This window comes from Lachnospira multipara LB2003, assembly GCF_000702205.1.
Lineage (GTDB): Bacteria > Bacillota > Clostridia > Lachnospirales > Lachnospiraceae > Lachnospira > Lachnospira multipara_A.
This window is the reverse complement of the sequence record NZ_JNKW01000006.1, coordinates 126,914-151,855: the sequence shown is the minus strand read 5'-3', so window position 1 is coordinate 151,855 and position 24,942 is coordinate 126,914. Positions and strand designations below refer to the sequence as shown.

The window sequence follows — 24,942 nt, the reverse complement described above, 5'->3', positions numbered from 1 at the left end:
AAATAATGGGAAAGGTTTAGAAAGATATGTTTAGACTTTGGTGTAAAGTTTTTGATGAAAATAGACATCTTTTAAAGGATACAGTTATTAAGGATGATGATCCTAATTTAAATAGAACAAGGAAGATTTTTAATGCTATTAGAGAGGCTTGCTATGAGTTTGATTTAGGTGAACCTATTTGGCTTGATTCTAATATTGAAGACTTTAAAAGACACAGTAAGGTAAAATTTATTCAAGATAATTTTGTTGAAGAAATAGACTTTTCTTATCTTGAGATTGAGGTTATAGAGGAAGATTAGGGTCGCTTTCGCTTTAGTCTTACGGATACAGAGGACTAGGAACTTGCGTTGACAATAATTGTAATAAATTTTATACTAGAATTTGTGTGAGTGTATACATTTGCACTAATATAGTAAATGTGATGGGTGTAAACCCTAGAATAAAATTGTCATAAATGAAAGGACTAAGATTATGGCTAATACAACTAATTACAATCCGAAATCGATTGAGCCAAAGTGGCAGAAATATTGGGAGGAGAACAAGACATTTGCAACAGACGTTTGGGATTTTTCAAAGCCTAAATTCTACGCACTTGATATGTTCCCATATCCATCAGGTGTAGGTCTTCATGCTGGTCATCCAGAAGGCTACACAGCAACAGATATTATTTCAAGAATGAAGAGAATGCAGGGCTATAATGTCCTTCATCCAATGGGATATGATTCATTTGGTCTTCCTGCTGAGCAGTATGCTGTACAGACAGGTAATCATCCTAATGGTTTTACACAGAAGAATATTAAAACTTTCACAGGTCAGTTAAAGGAACTTGGTTTTGACTACGACTGGGATAAGTTAATTGCTACTAGTGATCCTTCTTTTTATAAGTGGACACAGTGGATTTTTAAGCAGTTATATAAGGAAGGCTATGCTAAATATATCGATATGCCAGTTAACTGGTGTGAAGAATTAGGTACAGTTCTTTCTAATGACGAAGTTATTGATGGTAAGTCAGAGCGTGGTGGTTACCCTGTAGTTCGTAAGAACATGAAGCAGTGGGTAATTGACCAGGTTGCTTTTGCAGATAAGTTACTTGAAGGATTAGACGAAATTGATTGGCCAGAATCAACTAAGGAAATGCAGAGACACTGGATTGGTAAGTCTGAAGGTGTTGAGGTTAAGTTCCAGATCGTTGGCGGCGGCGAATTCTCTATCTTTACAACATGTATTGAAACAATTTATGGTATTACATTTATGGTACTTGCTCCAGATGGAGATATTGTTAAGAGCTTACTTCCAAGAGTTAAGAACTTAGAAGAAGTTCAGGCATACATTGATGAAACTTTGAAGAAAAACGACATGGATAGAACTGAACTTAATAAGACTAAGTCAGGTTGTCCACTTGAAGGCGTTACTTGTATTAACCCAGTTAATGGCAAGGAAGTTCCTTTATTTATCGGTGATTTTGTACTTGCAAGCTATGGTACAGGTGCTGTTATGGCTGTTCCAAGTCACGATCAGCGAGATTTTGAATATGCTATCGCCCACAATATTCCTATGATTCAGGTTATTGAAGGCGCAGATGTTTCAGAGCATGCATTTGAAAAACAAGACTATTTAGGCAAGGGCTGCAAGCTTATTAACTCAGAAGAATTCACAGGTTTAACTGTTGAAGAAGCTAAGGAAGCAATCACTTCTAAGCTTGAGAAGATGGGTGTTGCTAAGCGTACAGCTAACTACCACTTTAGAGAATGGATTTTTGCAAGACAGAGATACTGGGGTGAACCAGTTCCTGTAGTTTACTTAGAAGATGGACAGATTCATGTGTTAGATGATGATGAATTACCACTTCTTCTTCCTGAACTTGAAGATTACAAGGGTAAGAACGGACAGGCTCCTCTTGAGAATGCTACAGAATGGAAGATGTATGATCACAATGGCATTAAGGGTAAGAGAGAAACTTCTACAATGCCAGGTTCAGCAGGTTCATCATGGTATTACATGAGATATATTGATCCTAAGAATGATAAGGAATTATGTGATCCAGAACTTCTTAAGCATTGGTTACCAGTTGACCTTTATATTGGTGGACCAGAGCATGCAGTAGGTCACTTAATGTATGCAAGAATCTGGAATAGATTCCTTTACGATCAGGGTATTTCACCAGTTAAGGAACCATTTAAGAAGTTAGTACACCAGGGTATGATTCTTGGTTCTAATGGTATTAAGATGGGTAAGAGATTCCCAGAATTCGTAGTTAATCCTTCAGATATCGTAAGAGATTATGGTGCTGATACACTTAGATTATATGAAATGTTTATGGGACCTCTTGAAGCTTCTAAGCCATGGTCTAATGATGGTGTTGAAGGTGCAAGAAGATTCTTAAATAAGGTTTGGAACTACTTCTCAGTAGAAGAAAACTTAATTGATGGCGAAGGTGGAGCCCTTGAAAAGGTTTACCACAAGACAGTTAAGAAGGTTACATCTGATTTTGAAACACTTGGCTTTAATACAGCTATTTCACAGATGATGATCTTCATGAATGCTGCAGTTAAAGAAAAGTGTCCTTTAGTTTATGCAGAAGGCTTTATTAAGATGCTTTCATGTATCTGCCCTCATATTGGTGAAGAATTATGGCAGATGCTTGGTCATGAAGAAACAATAGCATATGCTGCTTGGCCAACATTTGATGAAGAAAAATGTAAGGATGACACAATTGAAATCGGTGTTCAGGTAAATGGTAAGGTACGTGGTACTCTTGAAATTGCTGTTGATGAAGATGAAGCATCAGTAAAGGCAAGAGGTAAGGAAGTTGCTGGAGTTGCTAAGGCACTTGAAGGAAAGAATATTATAAAAGAAATCTACGTTAAGGGTAAGATCTTTAATATTGTTGCTAAGTAATATCGAATAAAATTGATATTATTATACTGATTTGATAATAAACAAAACTTAGAAGATAGATATAATTGAGCAAGTTTAATTGTATCTATCTTCTTTTTTTATGTGTTATTAAGGATTAGATTTAAAAATGATAAGTCTAGCTCCAGATTTATCATAAAATTTTTATGCTTTATTAATAATATCACTTATCCCAAGGTTTATAATAAAATTGACGTTTAAGATAGACATAAAAGGGGAGGTAGACTTATGGATGAACGCGTAAAAGATGCTCAAGTTTGGTTAAATAAAAAGTATCAGGGCAAAACTGGATTTAAAACTATATCTGTTACTGGCAGAACCGGTAATGTAGTTATGCAAGCTTTAGTTACGGCTTTACAGATCGAACTTGGCATTGAAAATCCAACAGGTTATTTTGGTAAAGCCACAGAAAATCTATATAATAAGAATCCTATAAAGAAGGGCGATGAAGATAAAGACAAATCTATAATTAGAATTCTTCAGCATGGACTTTATTGTAAAGGTTATAATCCTACAGCCGTAACAGGGTACTTTGGAGAAAATACATTAAAGGCTGTTCATAAAGTTTTGGTTGATGCAGGATTTGATGAAAATGATCTATCAGACACATTATCAGCTAAAGCATTTAAAGCTATATTGTCATCAGATGCATTAACGCTTGTCTCTGGTGGAGAAGAAATGTTAAGAAAAATCCAACAAAATCTTAATAGAAAATATAGCGACTTAACTGGAATTATTAGTTGTGACGGTAAATATAATGCAGCAACTAATGAAGCCTTAATATATGCATTTCAGATAGAGAGTGGAATGGATAGGGCAATTGCTAATGGAAATTTTGGTCCAGCAACAACTAAATTAGCAGGCGAAAAGCAGTTAGAAACTGGCAATGCTAGAGGTGAATTAGTAAAGATAGCAAAATATGCTCTTTATTGTAATGGTGTAAGAAGAAATAATGTAAATAGATTTGATTGTAGTGAAAATGGAGAATTTTCAGATGTATTCGATTCTAAAATGAAAGATAATGTCGAAAATTTTCAAAGATATGTTGGTATACTAGAAGTTGATGGAAAAGTAGATATAAAAGTATGGATGTCTCTTCTTGTAAGCACTGGATATCCAAAAAGAAATGTCCTGGCCTGTGACACATCAACTAGAGTCACAAGTACTAAAGCTAAGAGAATATATGCCAATGATTTTAGAATTATAGGTAGATATTTGACAGGTAGTACTCTTGCTGGCCCTAAAAATCTCACAAAAGAAGAATTAGAGACTTTATTTAACCAGGGGCTATCAGTATTCGCTATTTATCAGGATGAAAAAGAATACTATAGAACACATCCAGATGAAGAGACTACAGTTAATTATTATAATTATAATCAAGGTTTTGAAGATGCTAAAAAAGCTGTGAAAGCGGCTTCTGATTTAGGGATTCCGTATGGAGAGCCTATATTTTTTGCTGTTGATTATGATTTTAATAATGATCAGACAACAGATATGATAATTCCACACTTTCAAGGAATTATAGAATATATTAGACAAAACGGTAATAAATATCTTGTAGGATGCTATGGCCCAAGAAATATCTGTAAAAGAATATCTGATAATGGATATGCAACCTATAGTTTTGTTAGCGATATGTCTACAGGTTTCAGCGGTAATAAGGGATTCATTTTACCAGAAAATTGGGCTTTTGATCAGATAAGAGAATACACACAAGGCTCAGCTGATGGTAGTTTTGCCCTAGATTGTGTAGCAACATCTGGTAAATATATGGGCTTTAAAAATATAGTGGCTAATGAATCAAGTCAAAAGACACTTTCATCAAAAGACATTGCCTTAAACTTTAGTAAAGATACTACAAAAGCTCTAGGTTATGACATTGATATAAAATCATTTGATGAGACATATACCATTGATTTACCTGAATTAACAATTTCTTGTGAAACAACCTACGGGCATAAAGTGTCAGTAGGAAGTGGTAATCGAAGATCTAGTTTAACTGTTAAGGATGGAAAGATAGTTAATGCAACCTACGATGAAGTAATGAACAAATTAAAAGACGCGTCCTCTGATAATTCTGTTAATATAGATTACAATGGCATTGTAGATCTGCAGAACAAATTACAATTTAATGTAAAAAATGGATATATAGAATATGGACTAAATATTTCAGAAACAGGAGAAGTTAGCATATCATATTTAATACATAAGGATGCTAATGTTTCGGAAGGATTAACAGAGTACGTGGAAGTTGGATTAACGATTACGTTTAAAGAACATCTAACAATAAATGAAAAACAAACCATACAGCAAAATTTTAAAGAGTTAGCAAAGAAAGAAGGCGAATTAGTAGCCAACTTTATTATAGATACAGCTATAGGAATTACAACAACAATGTCTCTAATAGACTATAGTTATGCTGCAAAAGAAGCTATAAAAATCACTATTAATGCGGCATTTTTTATAACACTTGGATACTTTATAATAAAGATTTTGCTAGTATTCGTATAGGAGGCTTAATTTGTGAATATAAAATACACTGTAAACGAAGATTATTGGCTAGATCTTGGCGTAACCAAAATGAGACACCTGCATTTACTCAATGTCAAATCAAAAAAGATTATTATCGCGTTATATTTGTTATTTTGGATTTCATACTTTAGCCTAATATTATTAGGTGATTATAGTTATATATACTATGGTTTTTTGTTTATTATTGTATTAGTATTACAATTTTTATCATATAAAATATACAAAATAAGACTTAACAAAGTAAAAGTTCCTTTTTTAACAAAAATTTCTTTAAGACTAAGATATAAGCATTCATATAAAGAATTATTAAATACAGAAGAAAATATATATTTATATATTAAAAAAGACAAAATAAACTATCGCAGTTTATTAATCAATAAAACCCGTTCAATTAAACGATTACATATAACACATGAACATGTATATGATTATAAACATCTTTACATTAGACGAAAAGATATAGGAGACAATGAATTTGATAAATTAGTACATTTTTTAACGATAGAAACACAGTAATCTATAAACAAGATGGTATTTTTATTGTTTCTCTTCATGAAGACCAAACTTGATAAAAGGAGAAATTCCTGAGGAAAAAATAATATATAGATATATAAAAGACTGTGTAGTGAGATAGAATCTCATTGCACAGTCTTTTTTAAAATATTTTAGTTATAATTACATATTAATATTTAAATGTCTTGGTAAGCCATCAACCATGATTGGTGATAACTCAGCCTGAATTAATGGACGAATGTAGTGGATTAAATCCATTGTTACATAATCGTCATCTGTTATCCACTCAAGTGGAATCTTCTTTTCGATATTAGCGATTTGATGAACATCATGTGTTTCTGTAATGCACATGTATGGATCATCGCAAACTCTCTTTAATACAACTACTTTGCCAGATTCACCTTCGAATGCAGCCTTTACAGCAGCACCACCAACGTTGAATGCTTCTGTAATATCTGTTCTACTACACATATGAGCAGCACAACGCTGTAATGTAGCAAGTTCAATAGCTCTTGTTTTTACACCATAAGCAGCACCAATCTTATCAGCTAAGAATTTAGCTGTACCAGCAAGCTGCTTGTGACCAAATGCATCTACGAATTCAACGTGATCTGCAAGTTCGAATACATAACGACCATCTTCGACTTTGATACCTTCAGATACTGCAATAACAACTGAACGTCCATCCCCTACTTTTTCTTCTACTCTTGCCATGAAATGGTCGATGTCAAACACCTTCTCAGGAAGATAAATTAAATCAACGCCTTCGCAATCTTCACCGCGTGCAAGAGCTGCAGCAGCTGTTAACCAACCTGCGTTACGTCCCATGATTTCAACTACAGTAACCTGTGGATAATCATAAACAAGACCATCACGGATAATTTCCTTCATTGTTGATGCAATAAACTTAGCAGCACTACCATAACCAGGTGTGTGATCTGTTACAGCTAAGTCGTTATCAATTGTCTTTGGAACACCCATGAATCTAATATCACTATTGATTATTAAACCATAGTCAGATAATTTCTTGATTGTATCCATTGAATCGTTACCACCGATGTAGAAGAAATACTTAATATCAAGTTCTTCTAAGATAGCAAATATCTTCTCATAAGTTTCTCTGTCTTCACCAATTTCAGGTAATTTATAACGACAAGAACCTAAATAAGAAGAAGGTGTTCTTTTTAATAAGTCGATATCTATATCAGTCTTAATTTTTTCAGATAAGTCAACATATTGCTTATCTAATAAGCCCTTAACACCGTGAAGCATACCGTATACCTTCTTAGCTCCTCTATCCTTTGCAGTTTTGAATACACCAGCTAGGCTTGAATTAATTACTGATGTTGGACCACCAGATTGGCCCACGATAACATTACCTATCATATTGCCCTCCATTTTTTTATTTTTGCGATCGGTTCTAGCAATAAAAAAACATTGTAAGACTAACTCCCAAGAAGGGAAAAATTACGGTAAAGTCAAGCATCTTACAATGAATTTAAAACATTAGAGATTGATTGATTTTGCTAGAATGTTTTGCGGCCGAACGCTTATTGCATAATTCGATTGTAGCATATTAATATAAAACGCACAACGACAAATTTGCGAAAGTTGCAGATTTTATGCGGATTTGAGGGAACTAGATTGAGAAAAATTTAACGAATAGCTAAAATAATTGCTTTAAACTATTGATGTAGGCGGGATGACTGACTTTGTCAAAACGATAACAAATGGTGATTGAAAGGAATTAAACGAAAATTTAGCTTTAGATGAAAATTTATGTAATGTTTATTCTTTTCATCGTTAAATCATAAACAAATGGTTATATTTGTGATAAAATATCTTTATTAAAATAATAAATTAGTAAAGGCAAATCTATGAAGCTTAAAAATAAATTAAAAATATCATTTATAACCATGATATTAATGCCGGTAGTTCTATTTAGTGCAGCGGCATTTTTAATATTAGAATGGCAATCATACAATTATAAACAATTCTATGGTGTTAAGAAAAAAATAGGTATCGAGAGTATCTATTCTAATGGAACCTTAATTAGTGAGGTAACCAATGGTATTTATCAGTCCATGATAGAGAGAGCTGAATCCGATCCTGATAGTTTTTCTGATGAGGCAACGCTAAGGGAGATTTCATCTGAGTTAAAGACGAAGTTATCAGATTTAGTTGTAACATGGAATGGTGTGTTACTTTTTAATTCGACTTCTTTTTCAAAAACTGAACTTGAAGAAATTTTACCAGACGTATCTGCACCGGAAAATGGGCAAATATGTGATTCGGGATTTTATCAAAGTGATTATCAGTCAATTATAAAGACCTTGTGTTTTACTGATAGCGAAGGAAACGTATATAACGTATCGATTTTGACATCTATAACCCAGACAGTTCCACAGATACGTAATTCATTTACCATGTTTGCGCTAGCTATAATGATAGTGCTTGTTCTTACGGCAATTATACTAAGTGTGTGGATTTATAATTCAATAATAAAGCCAATTAACAAATTGAAATTAGCAACTAATAATATTAAAGATGGTAATTTCGATTTTAAGATGCCAAGGGTAAGTAATGATGAAATAGGTCAACTTTGCAAGGATTTTGAAGAAATGCGACTTATTCTAAAGGAAAACTCAGAAGCAAAATTAAAATCTGATATGGAAGAAAAAGACTTAATTAGAAATATTTCACATGACTTAAAAACACCACTTACCGCTATTAAGGGCTATGTTGAAGGCTTACAAGATGGTATAGCTAACACTGAAGAAAAACGACAAAAATACATTAAGACTATTGCTAATAAAGTAAATGACATGGATAAATTGATTGATGAGTTGTCAATTTATTCAAGGCTTGATACTAACAGAGTGCCTTATGTGTTTACTAAGATTAGTGCAGGAGATTATTTTAATGACTGCATTGAGGAAATTAGTGTTGAACTTGAGGCAAGTCAGATTGATTTAGAGTATCAATCTCATTTAACAGAAGCGGCTTATGTATGTGTGGATCCGGAACAGTTAAAGAGAGTAGTTAACAATATTATTAGTAATTCTGAAAAATACATGGTGGAAGGCCGCCAGGGAAAAATTGGAATTGATATTTACGATGAAGGTGAATATGTTCATGTCCAATTTAGTGATAATGGTAAGGGTATTGCTAGCAAGGATTTGGAAAGAATTTTTGAAAGGTTCTATAGAACTGATGATTCAAGAAATTCTAAACAAGGTGGTAGCGGCATTGGACTTGCTATTGTTAAGAAAATTGTGGAAGACCACAAAGGAAAAATATGGGCAGAATCTGTTGAAGGTCAAGGTACAACAATGCATTTAAAGTTACCTAAATACAGAAAAAAAGAGTTGACTTGCACCAGTGAACAAAAATAATAATTGAAAAAAATCGACTTTTGGAGGTTAATATGAGTAAGATTCTTATTGTAGAAGATGAAGATGCAATTGCAGAAATTGAAAAGGATTATTTAGAATTAAATGGTTTTGAAGTAACTGTTTGTTCAGATGGAACATCAGGAATGGCAGAGGCTCTTGAAAATGATTATGACATTTTTATTCTTGATATTATGTTACCAGGTGTTGATGGTTTTGAGATTTGCAAGACTATTAGAGAAAGTAAGGACACACCTATTATTATGGTTTCAGCTAAGAAGGAAGACATTGATAAGATTCGTGGACTTGGAGTAGGTGCAGATGATTACATGACAAAGCCTTTTTCACCAAGTGAATTGGTTGCTAGAGTTAAGGCACATCTTGCAAGATATGAAAGACTTGTAAGTAGTGGCAAGCCAGCTAATGATATTATTGAAGTAAGAGGTATCAAGATTGATAAGACAGCAAGACGTGTGTTTGTCAATGGTGAGGAAAAAGCCTTTACAACTAAGGAATTTGATCTTCTTACATTCCTTGCAGAAAACCCAAATCATGTCTTTACAAAGGATGAATTATTTAAGGAAATTTGGGACATGGATTCAATCGGTGATATTGCAACAGTTACAGTACATATAAAGAAGATTCGTGAAAAAATCGAATATGATACATCAAAGCCACAGTACATCGAAACAATTTGGGGCGTAGGCTACAGATTTAAGATGTAACCTGTCTTGCAATTTTATTGCAAGACCTAACGCCCGCTGATCGCGAAGCGATTCTAATGCGGGCTTTCAAGACCCAACGCCCGCGCATTTGCGAAGCAAATTCTAATGCGGGCTTTCCCAAGAAAACTTGCAACGAAGTTGCAAGACCCAACGCCCGCCCATCGCAGCAATAAAATGCGGGCGTATTATTGAGGAGAATTTATGAAAAAAAATGACGATGAAAGTAATATGCGAGCTAATTCGATTGCATTTACAGCATTGATGGGACTTGCGGCGATTGGATGCGTTGTTATGTACGTATATAATTTCATTACTAATACAGTATGGGTAAGGCCGCACGTACTTTCAGCCGTAATTTTTTGTGGATATGCAATTCGATTTATAACAAAAGGTATATTTGATAAGGATAAGATTAGTATTCTTGTAGGAATAGCTTGTATTTTATTATTAGGGAACAGCGTATTTTTAGTTTTCGCGCTAAGGTAAAAGAATGTTAAAGGTAATTTATGAGGATAAAGACAAATTAATTGTGGATAAGAAGGCTGGACAGCTCTCACAAAGTGGAAAAAGCCTTGATGTAGATCTAGTGTCAGAAGTCTTGGCATATAGAAAAAAGAAAAAAGAAGAGGTTTATGCAGCAATTATTAATAGATTGGATAGGCCAGTAGCAGGTTTGGTCTTATTTGCAAAGAATAAGGAAGCTGCTGCAAGATATTCTAGAGAAGTACAGGACAAAGGCTCTATAAGTAAGATATATGAGGCTTATGTTTATGGAAAAGTTGATTGCAAAAAAGAGACATTGGTGGATTATTTAATTCATGATAAGGTTAATAATACAAGTAGCATTTGTGATATGACACAATCTATGCAAGATAATGAAGATTTTAAGGAAGCTAGATTAGAATATGAGCTTTTATCCTATGATGAAGAAAGTAAAGTAAGCAGAATAAGAATTAAGCTTATGACTGGAAGACATCACCAAATTAGAGTTCAATTTGCATCACGAGGACATGCCATTTTAGGTGATTATAAGTATTTGGAAATTGCAAATCAATTTTTAAGAGATAAAAATAAAAAGAGTATTTCAATGGAAGAATTTGATTTGTTAACTAAAAAGTATAGATTAAGAAGAAACACTATAGCATTGGCTGCAGTTGAATTAGAAGTCGATGGTCAGAAATTTACAAGAAGTAAATAAAAAGAAAGTCATTTTTGGCATTTACCAAAAATGACTTTCTTTTCTAATACTTATTCACAAGTAAAATTATATCTATAATAAATAAAATAATTGCTATAAGGGCATATAGTATATATTTCTTTTCTTTTTTAAGACTGGCATTTAAGATAAAGTTAATTGCGTATCCTAAAAAGAAAGGGATAGAGAATAGATATGGACTTAGTAGCGTTTTATCTGTAATGAATTTTATTACATACATTGCTATACAAGCTATAAGTGCAATAGCCATAAGTATAGAGAATGTTATTGAATTTGCTAAGTTTTCTTTGTCTTTATTATTCATAATGCCTCCAGGTTAAAAAAGAACAAACATTATTGTTTTTGCTGACCAATGAGCAACAGTTTTAGGTGCACCTATGCTTATTAATGCTTGTTCAATACCATCTTGTAATGGACCTTCCCATTCAAATAAAAAGTTTGTTATATCAGCTAATCCTTTTTCAGTTACTTTTACACCCGCAGCTTTTAAAGCTTTTCCGGTTAGTGGAACAATTAATTTTACGACTTTTTTTACTATTTTAGCTTTTATTTTGCTATCTTCTATCTGATTATATTGATGATATTCTTTATATAATTTTTGGATTTCATCAATATCTTGATCATTTAGATTCATCTCTGTAGCTAGGATGTTTAATTCTTTAAGTTTATCATTACTTAATTCAATATTTGTTGTGTTATTATATTGAATTAAATCATCCACTTCAATACAATAACTTTGATAGTTATTTTCTGCTGCAAATACTGAGGATAGCCCCATATTCATAATTAATATAAGTAATAATATCCAAGTTATTACTATAGATGTCTTTTTTTTGCTCATATATATACCTCCTTTTAGAAGAATATATCATAAAATTATGAGTTAATTATTAACATAGAATAAGTGGTTATTATTTTTTGTAAGATAGATGATTATATTTTTCTTCGAAAAATTTATGCTTTCTTCTGCTTATGTCTACTTTAGTTCCGGTTATTAATATAGCGTGTGTTTGATTATATGATATAACATGTCGTAAATTTACAAGACAAGATCGATGACATCTACAGAATTTATTATCAAGTCTTTTTTCTAATGAGGCTAATAGTTCTGTTGATTCTATTACCCTGTTTTCAGTTAACACATGAACTAAACTGAGTTTTCCAAATGCCTCAATAAAAAGTATATCTTTAATTTTTATAATTTTTTGGTCTAGTCCTTGCTTTAGAATAATATATTTTTTGCTATCATTTATGGTTTGGAAAAATTCGTCGATAATATTAAAAACTGTTTCTTTATATATTGTTTCATTTGGCAAGTCTTCTTGTTTTATGATTAAATCATGGTTACTTTTTATAGAGTATAACTCATTCTCATGTATAAATTCGTCGATAATTATCTCTATATTTCGTCTAAAAGAGTATTCTAAAATAATGTTATGTAATTTTTCAAGCATGTGTTTTTTCTTATTTAATATCGCAATTTTTATCATTATGTCTCCTTGTTTTGTTGCATTACGATTAAATTCATTTATTGTTTTATTATATGATACAATAAATATTTATATAAGTGTATAGGATAGAATAAGTGGAAATATTGATTAGGTAAAATTAAGAAAGTCATTTTTGGCATTTGCCAAAAATGACTTTTTATTATAATACGTGATTATTTAATTAGTCTCTTGGAATCATGCTAATTAATGTGGATTTTTCATTAAGTCGAGGATTCTCAATACATAAATCTAAGAGGTATTCTAAAGTCTTTCCTATATCTTTTCCAGATAAACCAAATTCTAATAAGTCGTTACCAGAAATATCTAGACTTTTTATAGAGAAGCAGTCTCCTCGGTCAATGATTTCCTTAGCCATTTTCCTAAGGTTCTCATAGTGAGATAATTTAACAGGATTTGTTATTCCCGTTAAATCTGAAGCCGCAAGTGTTAGGGCTTTTTGGTAATCAAGTGATAAATAGAAAATATCACTGCCTAGTCGCCTTAGGGCTTCTCTTATGGCTGGTTCTGTCTCTGCAATTTCATTTTGGCTAGCTTCGATTATTGAAGCAACAAGTTTTATTGTAACATTATCCATTTTCAAATCTTTTAGGGTTTTTGTTGCACTTTCGCTTCCAAGTGATGAGAATAAAAGGGCATAACGCATTCGTAGTGTTAAATTTAAATCATAGTCATCAGGAATATGCTTTAGGGCTTTTAAGGTCTTATTAACGTGTTTGTTAGTAAGAGCTTCATCTATAAGAGGAAGAATTTCCTTAAAAAGTCCTGTTTTTGAATATAAAAGACATCGTTCTGGATTAGCGGAAACCAGTGTCTTTCCTAGTTCTACATGAACTCTTTCCATACTGATCTTATTTATTGTTGGTGCAAGTTCATATATAGCCTTCATTGTTGAATCTTCTATGTTAAAACCAAGCTGTGCACTAAAGCGAATTGCTCTCATCATACGAAGAGCATCTTCACTAAAGCGGTCTTTGGCAACTCCAACGCAACGGATTATCTTATTGTTAAGATCTGTAATTCCACCAAATTCATCAACTAATCCGTCAGTTTCATTGTATGCCATAGCATTAATTGTAAAATCTCGGCGACTTAAATCATCGCTTAAGCGTACGGAAAACTCTACGGATTCGGGATGTCTTCCGTCTTTATATTCACCATCAATTCTGTAGGTTGTGACCTCGTAACCAGTTTTGTCAATCATGACTGTAACAGTGCCGTGTTCTATTCCAGTATCAATTGTTCTTCTAAAGAAGGATTTTACCTGTGTAGGAAGGGCAGATGTGGTAATGTCCCAATCCTGCGGTTTTTTATTAAGTAATGTGTCGCGGACACATCCACCAACAGCGTAGGCAGAATGTCCATTTTTTTCTATTTGATTAATGACGAATTTAACGTCTTCTGGTAAATCTATTTTAAAAGCATTTTTATTAACATCGATATTCATAAAAACCTCGGGTTATTTTTTCATAATGGAAAGCCCGCATTAGAATCGCTACGCGATAGGCGGGCGTTGGGTCTTGCACTACGTGCAAGACAAGGGTTGAAAGCCCGCATTAGAATTGCTGCGCAATGAGTGGGCGTTGGGTCTTGCACTGCGTGCAAGACAGTGGTTTGGAAAGCCCGCATGAGAATTGCTGCGCAATGGGCGGGCGTTGGGTCTTGCATTACATGCAAGACATATTATAACATAAAACTTATTCATATGCGTGTGAACTTGTAAAACTTCACATAATCGAAGCTTTGTGATAAAATTTACGTGGAGTAGATAGGTAAATTAGTAAGTAACGCTAAATTGTGGTTGCTAATTTTTGGGGGATAATTTTATGAAGAGATATGTAATTAAGCTTGTTGCCTTGGGAGCATGCTTAACATTATTTATGTCGCAGATTGCTTGTAGTGGCATTGGTAAGGCGAAGAAATCAAGCACAATTACGCCGGGCAGTTCAATTACTCTTGGCAGAGTTGTGAAAAAAGTAGACGATATTGTAGAGGAAGATACAGCAAAGCCTACTCTTACAGGTGTTCTCACTTTTATAGATACAGCTAAGGATATGACTCATATGTTAGATATTTCATCTGGCACAGAATATGAAGTTCCATATACAGGTGCTACTGATATTAAGGATGCTTATGAGAAGGTAGTTGCAGATGTTTCTCTTGAGCCTGGCCAGATTTACGATGTTTATGTGGGAAAGAATGGTAAGGCGAATGCTATTTATGGCAATTCTGATAGTTGGGAAAGAAGTGATGTTTCAGATATTACAGTAGATGAAAGTAGTCGAAAAATTACAATTGGTGCTACTAATCTTTATTATGATGAAAATGCTGTGGTATTATCAGATGGCGCTAGAATTAATATTGCGCAGATAGTAAAACAAGACAATTTAACTTTAAGGGGCATTGGAGAAAAACTTTATTCTATTGATGTAAATAATGGACATGGATATGTTCAATTCACAGGTTTAGATGCTTTCGTCGGTGGATATGTTACAATTGGCAAGCAATTATTTGCTGTTACAGAAGGAATGCTTGTTACTTCTCCCGTTGGGGTGTATACTGTAGAAATTCAGTTAGAAGATGTATCAGCATCTAAGACTGTAACTATTAACAAGGATGAAACATCTAGTGTCGACTTTAGCGAATATGCGCCAAAGGCAGACAAGTATGGAACAGTCAATTTTTCTATTACACCAAGTAATGCTATTCTTAGCATTGATAATGTAGAAGTTGACTATTCAGAGCCTATTTCATTAAAATATGGAAGGCATTATTTAACCTTGGTTTGCAATCACTACGAACAATATTCTGAAACCTTCGTAGTAAATTCATCTTACAAAACTAAGGTTATAGATATGATATCTAATGGCAGTACAGGAACAACTAAGGAGACAACTACAACTAAGGATAACACTAACGGATATACAGTTTCTGTTGAAGCACCAACTGGAGCTGCGCTTTATGTAGATAGTGTTTATGTTGGAGTTATACCTTGTAGTTTTCAAAAAACTTATGGCAACAAGACAATAACATTAAAACAAGAAGGCTATAAGACTGTAAGCTACACGATTTCAGTACTTAACACCACTGGAAACCTTAAATATAGCTTCCCTGAAATGGTAAAAACAGAACTTAATTCAGGGACTGAAAGTGAATCAAGTAAGGTGGAATCGTTAAAGTAGTTAACAATTAGATATGGATTTTGGAGGATAAGTAAAAATGAGTAAGTTAAACGTACCTTTTTCACCACCAGATATAACTGATGCTGAAATTAATGCAGTAGTGGACACACTTAAATCAGGTTGGATTACAACTGGACCTAAGACTAAGGAATTTGAGAGAAAAATCGCAGATTATGTAGGAACTAAAAAGGCTGTTTGCCTTAATTCAGCAACTGCAGCTCTTGAATTAGCACTTAGACTATTTGAAATTGGTGAAGGTGATGAGGTTATTGTACCAGCATATACATATACTGCTTCAGCATCTGTTGTTGATCACGTTGGTGCTAAGTTAGTTTTAGTGGATGTAGAGCCAGGTACTTTCCATTTTGATTATGATAAATTAAATGCGGCTGTTAATGAGAATACTAAGGCAATTATTCCTGTTGATTTTGCGGGAACAATTTGCGATTATGAGAAGATTTTTGACATTGTATACAGTAAGAAAGACCTCTTTAGAGCAAAGGGCAAATATCAGGAGGCTCTAGGCAGAATTTTAGTATTAGGTGATTCAGCTCATGGCTTTGGTGCTAGCGCAAAATTTAAGGGTGAGAATAAGATGAGTGGTAGCATTGCTGACTTTACAGCTTTCTCATTCCATGCTGTAAAAAACTTAACAACAGCTGAAGGTGGAGCTCTATCTTGGAATAGCATTGAAGGAATTGATGATGAGGATACATACAAAATGTTACAGTTATTCTCACTTCATGGACAGAATAAAGATGCTCTTGCTAAGACTAAGGCAGGTGCTTGGGAATACGATATCATTGGAACTTATTACAAGTGCAATATGACAGATATTATGGCTGCTATTGGTCTTGTACAGTTTGAAAGATATCCTGAGCTTTTAAAGAGAAGAAGAGAAATGGTTGAAACTTATAAGAAGGGCATTGAAAGTGATAGAGTTCACATCTTAGAGCATTATACAGATGAGTATCAGTCTAGTGGTCATTTAATGATTGTTAGAATTGATGGTTATGATGAAGCTAAGAGAAACGCCCTTATTACAGCTATGGCTGAAGACGGCGTGTCTACTAATGTTCATTATAAGCCTCTTCCTATGCATACAGCATATAAGAAGTTAGGTTTTGATATTAAGGATTACCCTAATAGTTACAATATGTATCAAAATGAAATAACATTACCGCTTCATACAAGATTATCTGATGAAGATTTAGCATATGTTATTGAAACATTCAATAAATACGTATAAAATAGAGATACTGTGGCAACTTAAGTTGTCACAGTAGATTTTTGATTATTGGAGAATAATATATGAGACTAAGATCTTGGACAAAATTGCCTAATAAGATGCGAACCAAGGAAGTTTATAAATATTATGCAATTTTAGAGAAGCATAAGATATGGTTATGTTTTAAGAGATTTATAGATGTGATTATTGCTTTCATTATGATGGTGGTATTATTAATTCCTATGGGAGTTATTGCAATAGCAATTAAGCTTGATTCTAGAGGACCTGTATTTTTTAGACAGGAAAGAGTGACACAGTATGGTAAGATTTTTAGAATTTTCAAGTTTAGGACTATGGTGGTAAATGCCAGTGAATTAGGATCAGCAGTTACTGTTGATAATGATAATAGAATTACAAGAGTTGGTAAATTTCTTAGAAAATATAGAATGGATGAGTTTCCTCAGGTTTTTAATATACTAGCAGGGGATATGACTTTAATTGGAACAAGACCTGAAGTTGCTAAATATGTTAAGAGATACACTCCTGAAATGTATGCCACATTACTTCTTCCAGCTGGTCTTACAAGCAGAACAAGTATTGCATATAAGGACGAGGATAAGATCCTTGGTAGAGTTGATGCAGGAGATGCTGACGATGTTTATGTTAATGAGATTTTGCCAGCTAAGATGAAATATAATCTTGAATCACTCAAGAAATTTGGCTTCTTTACTGAGATGTCTGTTTTATGGGATACATTTATATCAGTAGTTGGGAGCGAAAAACTAACTGTTCGTAAATAGTTAGGAATGAGAGGAATTACTTGTGTATATTACAATTTGCGTTATAGCGTATAATGAAGAACAATATATAGGTGATATTCTTGATGATATAAAAAATCAGGATTATAACCATAATGACATGGAATTGCTTTTGGTTGATTCAGCATCGACAGATAAGACACCAGAAATCATGAGGGATTTCATGGAGAAAAACTCAACAAATTTTAGAAAAATAAGTATCGTAAAAAATCCAAAGAAGACTTTGCCGTGTGGCTGGAATGTGGCGCTTAGTTGTTATGAGGGCGAGGCTATCTTAAAGGTAGATGCCCATGCTAAGTTACCAACTTCTTTTGTTTCTAAGAACGTAAGGGATTTGGAATCTGGAGAGATGGTGGTAGGCGGCAGAAGACCTACTATTATAAAAGATGATTCTAATTGGCAGGATACGTTATTACTTGCTGAAAATTCAATGTTTGGATCAAGCATAGCTTCCTTTAGAAATAATCCTGGAAAGACATACGTTAAATCAATTTTTCATGGGGCTTATAGAAGAGAAGTGTTTGATAAAGTAGGCGGATTTAATGAACAGCTTACTAGAACAGAGGATAATGAGATTCATTATAGAATAAGAAATGCTGGCTTTAATATTCTTTTTGATCCGGACATCGTAAGCTATCAATATATAAGAAGTAGCTTAGCTAAGATGTTGAAGCAAAAGCATGCCAATGGTTTTTGGATTGGTAAGACTCTTAGACTTGTTCCGGGATGTTTATCTTTATATCATTTTGTTCCATTTGCTTTTGTAATGGCTATTATAGTAACTACAATACTTTGCCTGTTTACAGATTGGATGGCTATTGGTATACTTACAGGAATAATGTGGGGGCTTTATTGCTTGCTTGCCATAGCAATGGCAATTTTGGCGGTTATTACAGCACCACGAGATAAGAGACATGCTAGTGCAGTTCTTTTGCCGGTATTGTTTTTTTTATTACATGTATCTTATGGACTTGGAACATTAAGATCTTTTTTTATGAAAAAATAAGACTTGATATTACATTCAAGAAAAAGAGGTTTTGGTATGGATGAGAAGAAAAAAGACAGGATGCAACTTCTAGTTAGAAGATTTTTCCTGATAATAGTAGATGCAATTATATTAAATGCAGCTGTTTATTTGGCATTGGTTATGCGTTTTGATGTGAGCATTGCTAAGATTGAACCACAGTATGTACATGCATATGCTGCTAATATGCTTCCATATACGTTGGTTTCATTAGTGATTTTTTGGGCATTTAAGCTGTATCATTCATTATGGCAGTATGCAAGTATAGCTGAGGTTTACAAAATTGCTGAGGCATGTTTTGTTGTAGAAGTTGTGCATGTTATTTTTACTGCACTAACTAATACAATGTTACCAAGAAGTGTTTATTTTAATACTATGGTATTTCTTATTGTGGCAGAATCTGCCAGCCGATTTATGTATCGTATGATAAGAACTGTATTAAATAGAAAGCGTCAACTTGGTGAATATACAAGAATTATGATTATTGGTGCTGGTGAATCAGCTAATGTTATAATTCGTGAAATTCAGAATTCTAGATATCTTGCTAATTCAGAAGTTGTCTGTATTATTGATGATGACAAGAATAAGATTGGCAAATATATTAGAGGAATAAAGGTTGTAGGCGGTAGAGACAAGATTGTAGATAGCGCAAGACTTTATGGTGTTGATGAGATTATTTTTGCTATACCAAGTGCAACAGCAGAGCAAAAAAAGCAGATTCTTAACATATGTAAGACAACTGAATGTTCATTAAAGACATTGCCAGGCGTTTACCAGATGGTAGACGGAGAATTTAATATTAACTCTATTAGAAATGTTGATGTGTTAGATTTACTTGGTCGTGATCCTATTAATGTAGATATTGAATCAATTATGGGCTACGTAAGCAACAAGGTAATTATGGTAACTGGTGGCGGCGGATCAATAGGATCTGAATTATGTAGACAGCTTGTTAGTCATAATCCTAAGAAATTGATTATTTTTGATATTTATGAAAATAATGCATATGACATTCAGCAAGAATTAAAGCAAAATTTCCCTGATGCAGATGTGGAAGTCTTAATAGGTTCTGTTAGAAATACAAGTAGACTTGAAGAAGTCTTTAAAAAATATAGACCTGAGATTATTTATCATGCAGCTGCTCACAAGCATGTGCCACTTATGGAAGATAGTCCTAATGAAGCTGTTAAGAATAACGTTGTTGGTACATGGAAATTAGCACAGATGTCTGATAAGTATGGTGTTAAGAGATTTGTAATGATTAGTACAGATAAAGCAGTTAACCCAACTAATGTAATGGGCGCAACTAAGAGAATATGTGAGATGATTGTTCAGGCTTATAATGAAATTTCTAAGACTGAGTTTGTTGCTGTTCGTTTTGGTAATGTACTTGGAAGTAATGGTTCAGTTATTCCTTTATTTAAAAGACAGATTGAACATGGCGGTCCAGTAACAGTAACACATCCGGATATCATTAGATATTTCATGACAATCCCTGAGGCGGTTTCCCTTGTTTTACAGGCAGGTGCCTATGCTAAGGGTGGAGAGATTTTCGTTCTTGATATGGGTGAACCAGTTAAGATTGATGATTTAGCCAAGAACCTAATTAGACTTTCAGGTTACACACTTGGTGTTAATATGGATATTAAGTACACTGGCCTTCGTCCAGGTGAGAAGCTCTACGAAGAACTTCTTATGAAGGAAGAAGGAATGCAGGATACTAATAACAAGTTAATTCACATTGGCAAGCCAATTGAGTTTGATAGAGAGCAACTTTTCAAAGATCTAGAAAGATTAAAAGAGGCATCTTATTCAGAGACTGACGACATTAGAAGCTTGATTAAGGAAGTAGTTCCAACATATCATCCAAAAGAATTTTAAAATAAAAGAACCCCTCCAAATTCTGTATGACATAAGGTCAGGTGGCAGAATTTGGAGGATTTTTGTTAGTGTGATAAGAAAAGTGTTAATTTTTTATAAAAATTATAAAATAAATCATATAACCAACTATTTTCCTTGCATATTATTAACAAAAGAGTTATAACCATATTAGACATTTGAAATCCAGATTTTACAAATGAAAACTAGCTAAAAAAGGAGACTTGAATATGGACGAAAAAGTAAAAGAAGCACAAGTGTGGTTAAACAAAACTTATGGTAGTAGAGAAGGATTTGTTAAAGTAGAGGAAAATGGACGCACTGGTAATGCAGTTATGAATGCCTTGGTTCGTGCTCTGCAGATTGAATTACATATGAGTAACATAACAGGTTACTTCGGGGAAGAAACAGCTAAAAATTACAATAGTAAAGCCATAAAAAAGGGAGATAGAGATAGTGACAACAATTTTGTAAGAATTTTACAATATGGTCTTTTTTGTAAGGGTTATAATCCTAGTGCTGTCACAGGATTTTTTGGCGATGGTACCATGGAGGCTGTTACAAAGGTGCAGCTTGATGCTGGATTTAGTGAAGATTATATAACTGAAAGATTGTCAGCTAAGGTATTTAAAGAGATATTATGTTCTGATGCACTAGTATTGGTGCCAGGTGGAGATAGTAAAATTAGACTTATTCAACAGTATCTTAATAGATATTATGGTGGTTATTTTGATATAATACCATGTGATGGTAAGTACAATGCCAACACGAATAAAGCATTAATATATGCCTTCCAGATATCGGCAGGTATGGATGCTTACACGGCTAACGGAAATTTTGGCCCAGCAACACAGGAACTAGCAAAGCAGAATACCCTTACAGTAGGAACAGGTAAAGGGAAGCTTGTAAAACTTGCTAAGTTTGGCTTATACATTAATGGTGTAAGAAAATTCAAAGAAAATTCCTTTGATTGCAGTGATGGTAATAATTTTACTGAAACTTTTGATGAGAGAATGGCAAATGCAGTAAAAGAGTTTCAGAAATTTACGGGCATGTTAAATATAGATGGTGTGGTAGATATCAAGGTTTGGATGTCACTTTTTGTAAGTACAGGATATCCTAAAAGAGATGTGCTTGCTTGTGATGCATCAACACAGATTACGGAAACTAAGGCAAAGAGAATTTATGCCAATGATTTTAGAATAATTGGTAGATATCTCACAGGTCGTACAGCTAATGGCCCTAAGAATCTAACAAGAGAAGAATTGTCTATTTTATTCAATCAAGGACTATCGATATTTGCTATTTATCAGGATGAAAAGGAGTACTACAATAGTCATCCTGATGAAGAAACAACGGTACATTATTACAATTATGATCAGGGTTATTCTGATGCTAAGAAAGCTGTAGAGGCTGCCGAAGACTTGGGTATTCCTTATGGGGAACCTATATTTTTTGCAGTGGATTATGACTTTAATGATGACCAGACAACGGATATGATAATTCCACATTTTCAGGGAATTGCTAAGTACATAAGGGATAATGGTCATAAATATACAATTGGATGTTATGGCCCACGTAACATATGCACTCGTATTGGCAACTATGGTTATGCCAAGTATAGTTTTGTAAGTGATATGTCCACAGGATATAGTGGCAATAAAGGCTTTATCTTACCTGATAATTGGGTGTTTGATCAGATACGTGAGTATACGCAAGGTTCGGCTGATGGAGCATTTGCTCTTGATTGTGTAGCAACTTCAGGAAAATACAATGGTTTTAATCACATAATTGATAGACCAGAACAGCAGATTAAACCAAGCAGCAGAGATGTAGCTAATGGATTCTGTGTAGATACATTGAAGTTACTAGGTATTGATGTAGATGTTGTTAAGTTCAATGCTGAAACAGAGGTTAGTTTACCTGGTGTGACTGTTAAATATAAGGCTACACAGGGAGAAAGTATATCAATTGGTGATGGCTTTACAAGAGCTAAGTTTGATATCGTGGATGGTAAGATTGAAGATAAAGCATATATTACTGCTACTAAAGGATTTAAAAATGTATCTGAAGATAATTCAATGATGGTAGATGCGTCTGGGATTCTTGATTTTCAGTCAAAAGTACAGTTTATGGTAAATAATGGGTATATTGAAATGGGAGTATCATTGTTAGATGATGGTACGTTTAAATGGTTTATTCTATTTCATAAGAATATGTCTATTGAAGAAGGACTTGAGGAATATGTTGAATTAGGTCTTGAGTTTGAATTTGATGATGGGCTAAGCGAAGCAGAAGTGCAAAAATATAGGAAAATTGAGGAAATAATCGCAACGCAAGAGCAAACGGAGGAAACAATTAAGATGTTTGTGGCTAGTACAGTTATGTGTATTAGTAATGCATTTAACGCTGTAGAAAAAACTGTAAATGAGGCTGGTAAAGTGGTGAAAAAATATCATTTAGCAGATTATTTAATTCTGCTAATAGTAGTGCTAATAATTGTATTTGCTGGAACTCCAGCAGTTGCTGCATTAACTGCATTATTAATTGAGGTGAAATAAAGTGGAATTTAAATTTAAAACAGATAATGAATATTGGAAAAGAAGATTTAATATTATCAATCGCGAAAGTGCGATGATAAAGAGGTTTTTATTAGTAATTATTGCCTTATATTTAGTTGCATACATGTTAACTTTTTTTATAGCAATATTAAAATTGGAAGATGCAATTTTAGGCGAATCACAAAATATGAAAATTATACTTGGAAAACTATTATTATTAGTAGTATTCACATTTTTGGCTATATTAATAACACAAAAATTATTGAAATGTGGAAAAAGATTTAAATTTATAGGGTTGACGAAGCATTTGATGTTGTTACGTTATGGAATAAGTCTAAAGACTATGAATCAATCATATTGTGTTATTACTTTTTCGGATAATAAATTGACTGCTAATTTTTTCAATAAGTGTGTTGAAAAACAATATGATGACATAACAAAATGTGTTATGGCACATGAGTATATTGTTATCGATGATATATTTATTGATGAGCAATCTTTGATTGATGGAAGTTATGAGCAACTTCAGAATATAGTTGTCTCTAAAACAGAAAGAAAGAGAATATTTAGTAATTTTAATATCTAGTTAAATTGTAAAAATAGAGGAAGCAAGCTTCTAATAAAGTAGTTAAAGAATGGCTTGAAAAAAAGAGACTTGATTATGTAAAAGCGGAATATAGCTATGGAGATTCAAGAATTGATTTTTATATTGAAAATGCAAACAAGAAAATCTTAATGGAAGCAAAGGCAGCAGGTGTTAAGGTACTTTTCTTGACTTGTAAGGTGGAGAAAGACTCTTTGAGTATAGCTGAGGAAAATGGGGACAAAATTGAATCGTTGACCTAATTGGAAAAGTGAATAGGATTATCACATCTTGTCGTAAACTTAGAAATAGAGAAAAAGCAGTGAAAACGCTTCGCGCTTTCACTGCTCCAAATTTTTACTTATTAAAAACCGCCTGATTCATAGGCTCTTGCAATTACATATGACGGTTCGTAGAATGCACTGCAATTATAGTTATCAATAACTTTACATAGATCATTATTGTAGACTCTTATAATTCCATCGACATAGTTTTCTTTGCTAGTCATGGTATCTAGAATTAATCTTTTATATACACTTCCCATCTCTAATGCTGTTGGGATTCTTTCAGCTAAGTCTCTATCAATATCTGTAATATCAAAATCTCCTGCTTTTAAATTATAATCTTTAATCCAATCATCTGCGACTTTTAGCGGATTTTCAGAATGTAATACATTGGCAACACTTAGCAAGTGATATAAGTTATCCCTTCCTATGGTGTTTACTACATATTTATTTCTTTGATGTAGCTGCCTTGCGACACGTTCAATCATGGAACATACAAAGAATAAATCATTTTCTTCAATTTCTTCATCAGGAAAGTATTTATTTTTCATAGCTATCGCTCCCTTCAAATTTTAGAGCTTC

The 24,942-nt window shown here is 33.4% G+C and carries 21 protein-coding genes and 1 pseudogene; 16 read left to right on the top strand and 6 right to left on the bottom strand.

Annotated features, from left to right (window positions below; all coding sequences use genetic code 11):
- Nucleotides 1-26: 26 nt before the first annotated feature.
- From T537_RS0105365 to T537_RS0105350, 4 genes are all read left to right on the top strand, one after another.
- Complete coding sequence (locus T537_RS0105365) at nt 27-299, top strand: hypothetical protein (protein ID WP_031556636.1); 273 nt, start codon at nt 27-29, stop codon at nt 297-299.
- A 172-nt stretch (nt 300-471) separates the two neighbouring features.
- Nucleotides 472-2,898, top strand: a complete 2,427-nt coding sequence (gene leuS, locus T537_RS0105360; protein WP_031556635.1) for a leucine--tRNA ligase — start codon at nt 472-474, stop codon at nt 2,896-2,898.
- A gap of 246 nt (nt 2,899-3,144) precedes the next feature.
- On the top strand, nt 3,145-5,427 hold the full coding sequence (locus tag T537_RS0105355) for a glycoside hydrolase domain-containing protein (RefSeq protein ID WP_051637171.1): 2,283 nt from the start codon (nt 3,145-3,147) through the stop codon (nt 5,425-5,427).
- A gap of 12 nt (nt 5,428-5,439) precedes the next feature.
- Nucleotides 5,440-5,964: a hypothetical protein gene (locus tag T537_RS0105350; protein ID WP_031556633.1), complete on the top strand. Its 525-nt coding sequence runs from the start codon at nt 5,440-5,442 to the stop codon at nt 5,962-5,964.
- A gap of 159 nt (nt 5,965-6,123) precedes the next feature.
- On the opposite strand, the gene T537_RS0105345 is transcribed toward T537_RS0105350, so the two are convergent.
- Complete coding sequence (locus T537_RS0105345; RefSeq protein ID WP_027437234.1) at nt 6,124-7,347, bottom strand: 6-phosphofructokinase; 1,224 nt, start codon at nt 7,345-7,347, stop codon at nt 6,124-6,126.
- Nucleotides 7,348-7,838: 491 nt separating this feature from the next.
- Between T537_RS0105345 and T537_RS0105340 the strand changes: the two genes are divergently transcribed.
- From T537_RS0105340 to T537_RS0105325, 4 genes are all read left to right on the top strand, one after another.
- A complete protein-coding gene (locus T537_RS0105340) occupies nt 7,839-9,356 on the top strand; it encodes a sensor histidine kinase (RefSeq protein ID WP_031556632.1) in 1,518 nt (505 codons plus the stop codon).
- Nucleotides 9,357-9,388: 32 nt separating this feature from the next.
- On the top strand, nt 9,389-10,078 hold the full coding sequence (locus T537_RS0105335; RefSeq protein ID WP_027437232.1) for a response regulator transcription factor: 690 nt from the start codon (nt 9,389-9,391) through the stop codon (nt 10,076-10,078).
- 201 nt (nt 10,079-10,279) lie between these two features.
- Nucleotides 10,280-10,564 carry a hypothetical protein gene (locus T537_RS0105330; RefSeq protein ID WP_031556631.1) on the top strand — a complete coding sequence of 95 codons (285 nt, stop codon included), beginning with the start codon at nt 10,280-10,282 and terminating at the stop codon, nt 10,562-10,564.
- Between the two features lie 4 nt (nt 10,565-10,568).
- Entirely contained in the window at nt 10,569-11,276 is a 708-nt protein-coding gene (locus tag T537_RS0105325; protein ID WP_051637170.1) for an RluA family pseudouridine synthase, read from the top strand.
- Between the two features lie 43 nt (nt 11,277-11,319).
- Here T537_RS0105325 and T537_RS0105320 read toward each other — a convergent pair whose 3' ends face one another.
- From T537_RS0105320 to T537_RS0105305, 4 genes are all read right to left on the bottom strand, one after another.
- Entirely contained in the window at nt 11,320-11,598 is a 279-nt protein-coding gene (locus T537_RS0105320) for a hypothetical protein (protein WP_031556629.1), read from the bottom strand.
- A gap of 12 nt (nt 11,599-11,610) precedes the next feature.
- Nucleotides 11,611-12,135, bottom strand: a complete 525-nt coding sequence (locus tag T537_RS0105315; RefSeq protein ID WP_031556628.1) for a hypothetical protein — start codon at nt 12,133-12,135, stop codon at nt 11,611-11,613.
- 70 nt (nt 12,136-12,205) lie between these two features.
- Nucleotides 12,206-12,784 carry a LytR/AlgR family response regulator transcription factor gene (locus tag T537_RS0105310; protein WP_031556627.1) on the bottom strand — a complete coding sequence of 193 codons (579 nt, stop codon included), beginning with the start codon at nt 12,782-12,784 and terminating at the stop codon, nt 12,206-12,208.
- A 181-nt stretch (nt 12,785-12,965) separates the two neighbouring features.
- A complete protein-coding gene (locus T537_RS0105305) occupies nt 12,966-14,249 on the bottom strand; it encodes a CCA tRNA nucleotidyltransferase (protein ID WP_031556626.1) in 1,284 nt (427 codons plus the stop codon).
- Between the two features lie 379 nt (nt 14,250-14,628).
- Between T537_RS0105305 and T537_RS0105300 the strand changes: the two genes are divergently transcribed.
- From T537_RS0105300 to T537_RS13230, 8 genes and pseudogenes are all read left to right on the top strand, one after another.
- Nucleotides 14,629-15,984: a PEGA domain-containing protein gene (locus T537_RS0105300; protein WP_031556625.1), complete on the top strand. Its 1,356-nt coding sequence runs from the start codon at nt 14,629-14,631 to the stop codon at nt 15,982-15,984.
- Between the two features lie 37 nt (nt 15,985-16,021).
- Nucleotides 16,022-17,233, top strand: coding sequence for a DegT/DnrJ/EryC1/StrS family aminotransferase (locus T537_RS0105295; RefSeq protein WP_031556624.1), 1,212 nt, complete (start codon nt 16,022-16,024; stop codon nt 17,231-17,233).
- A gap of 62 nt (nt 17,234-17,295) precedes the next feature.
- Nucleotides 17,296-18,012 (top strand): sugar transferase, encoded by a 717-nt coding sequence (locus T537_RS0105290; RefSeq protein ID WP_027437224.1) that lies wholly within the window; start codon nt 17,296-17,298, stop codon nt 18,010-18,012.
- A gap of 22 nt (nt 18,013-18,034) precedes the next feature.
- Complete coding sequence (locus tag T537_RS0105285) at nt 18,035-19,036, top strand: glycosyltransferase family 2 protein (protein ID WP_031556623.1); 1,002 nt, start codon at nt 18,035-18,037, stop codon at nt 19,034-19,036.
- A gap of 36 nt (nt 19,037-19,072) precedes the next feature.
- On the top strand, nt 19,073-20,935 hold the full coding sequence (locus tag T537_RS0105280) for a polysaccharide biosynthesis protein (RefSeq protein WP_027437222.1): 1,863 nt from the start codon (nt 19,073-19,075) through the stop codon (nt 20,933-20,935).
- A gap of 227 nt (nt 20,936-21,162) precedes the next feature.
- Nucleotides 21,163-23,493, top strand: coding sequence for a glycoside hydrolase domain-containing protein (locus T537_RS0105275; RefSeq protein ID WP_051637169.1), 2,331 nt, complete (start codon nt 21,163-21,165; stop codon nt 23,491-23,493).
- A 1-nt stretch (nt 23,494) separates the two neighbouring features.
- A complete protein-coding gene (locus T537_RS0105270) occupies nt 23,495-24,079 on the top strand; it encodes a hypothetical protein (protein WP_031556621.1) in 585 nt (194 codons plus the stop codon).
- A gap of 35 nt (nt 24,080-24,114) precedes the next feature.
- Nucleotides 24,115-24,339: pseudogene (locus T537_RS13230) on the top strand (DNA/RNA nuclease SfsA); the annotation flags it as partial.
- Between the two features lie 101 nt (nt 24,340-24,440).
- Here T537_RS13230 and T537_RS0105265 read toward each other — a convergent pair.
- Nucleotides 24,441-24,911: a hypothetical protein gene (locus T537_RS0105265; RefSeq protein ID WP_031556620.1), complete on the bottom strand. Its 471-nt coding sequence runs from the start codon at nt 24,909-24,911 to the stop codon at nt 24,441-24,443.
- Nucleotides 24,912-24,942 lie beyond the last annotated feature (31 nt).

Bases quoted from the DNA above. Each gene is read 5' to 3' on its own strand.
- T537_RS0105365 (WP_031556636.1), top strand. From the start codon at position 27: ATGTTTAGACTTTGGTGTAAAGTTTTTGATGAAAATAGACATCTTTTA.
- leuS (WP_031556635.1), top strand. From the start codon at position 472: ATGGCTAATACAACTAATTACAATCCGAAATCGATTGAGCCAAAGTGG.
- T537_RS0105355 (WP_051637171.1), top strand. From the start codon at position 3,145: ATGGATGAACGCGTAAAAGATGCTCAAGTTTGGTTAAATAAAAAGTAT.
- T537_RS0105345 (WP_027437234.1), bottom strand. From the start codon at position 7,347: ATGATAGGTAATGTTATCGTGGGCCAATCTGGTGGTCCAACATCAGTA.
- T537_RS0105340 (WP_031556632.1), top strand. From the start codon at position 7,839: ATGAAGCTTAAAAATAAATTAAAAATATCATTTATAACCATGATATTA.
- T537_RS0105335 (WP_027437232.1), top strand. From the start codon at position 9,389: ATGAGTAAGATTCTTATTGTAGAAGATGAAGATGCAATTGCAGAAATT.
- T537_RS0105330 (WP_031556631.1), top strand. From the start codon at position 10,280: ATGAAAAAAAATGACGATGAAAGTAATATGCGAGCTAATTCGATTGCA.
- T537_RS0105325 (WP_051637170.1), top strand. From the start codon at position 10,569: ATGTTAAAGGTAATTTATGAGGATAAAGACAAATTAATTGTGGATAAG.
- T537_RS0105320 (WP_031556629.1), bottom strand. From the start codon at position 11,598: ATGAATAATAAAGACAAAGAAAACTTAGCAAATTCAATAACATTCTCT.
- T537_RS0105315 (WP_031556628.1), bottom strand. From the start codon at position 12,135: ATGAGCAAAAAAAAGACATCTATAGTAATAACTTGGATATTATTACTT.
- T537_RS0105310 (WP_031556627.1), bottom strand. From the start codon at position 12,784: ATGATAAAAATTGCGATATTAAATAAGAAAAAACACATGCTTGAAAAA.
- T537_RS0105305 (WP_031556626.1), bottom strand. From the start codon at position 14,249: ATGAATATCGATGTTAATAAAAATGCTTTTAAAATAGATTTACCAGAA.
- T537_RS0105300 (WP_031556625.1), top strand. From the start codon at position 14,629: ATGAAGAGATATGTAATTAAGCTTGTTGCCTTGGGAGCATGCTTAACA.
- T537_RS0105295 (WP_031556624.1), top strand. From the start codon at position 16,022: ATGAGTAAGTTAAACGTACCTTTTTCACCACCAGATATAACTGATGCT.
- T537_RS0105290 (WP_027437224.1), top strand. From the start codon at position 17,296: ATGAGACTAAGATCTTGGACAAAATTGCCTAATAAGATGCGAACCAAG.
- T537_RS0105280 (WP_027437222.1), top strand. From the start codon at position 19,073: ATGGATGAGAAGAAAAAAGACAGGATGCAACTTCTAGTTAGAAGATTT.
- T537_RS0105275 (WP_051637169.1), top strand. From the start codon at position 21,163: ATGGACGAAAAAGTAAAAGAAGCACAAGTGTGGTTAAACAAAACTTAT.
- T537_RS0105265 (WP_031556620.1), bottom strand. From the start codon at position 24,911: ATGAAAAATAAATACTTTCCTGATGAAGAAATTGAAGAAAATGATTTA.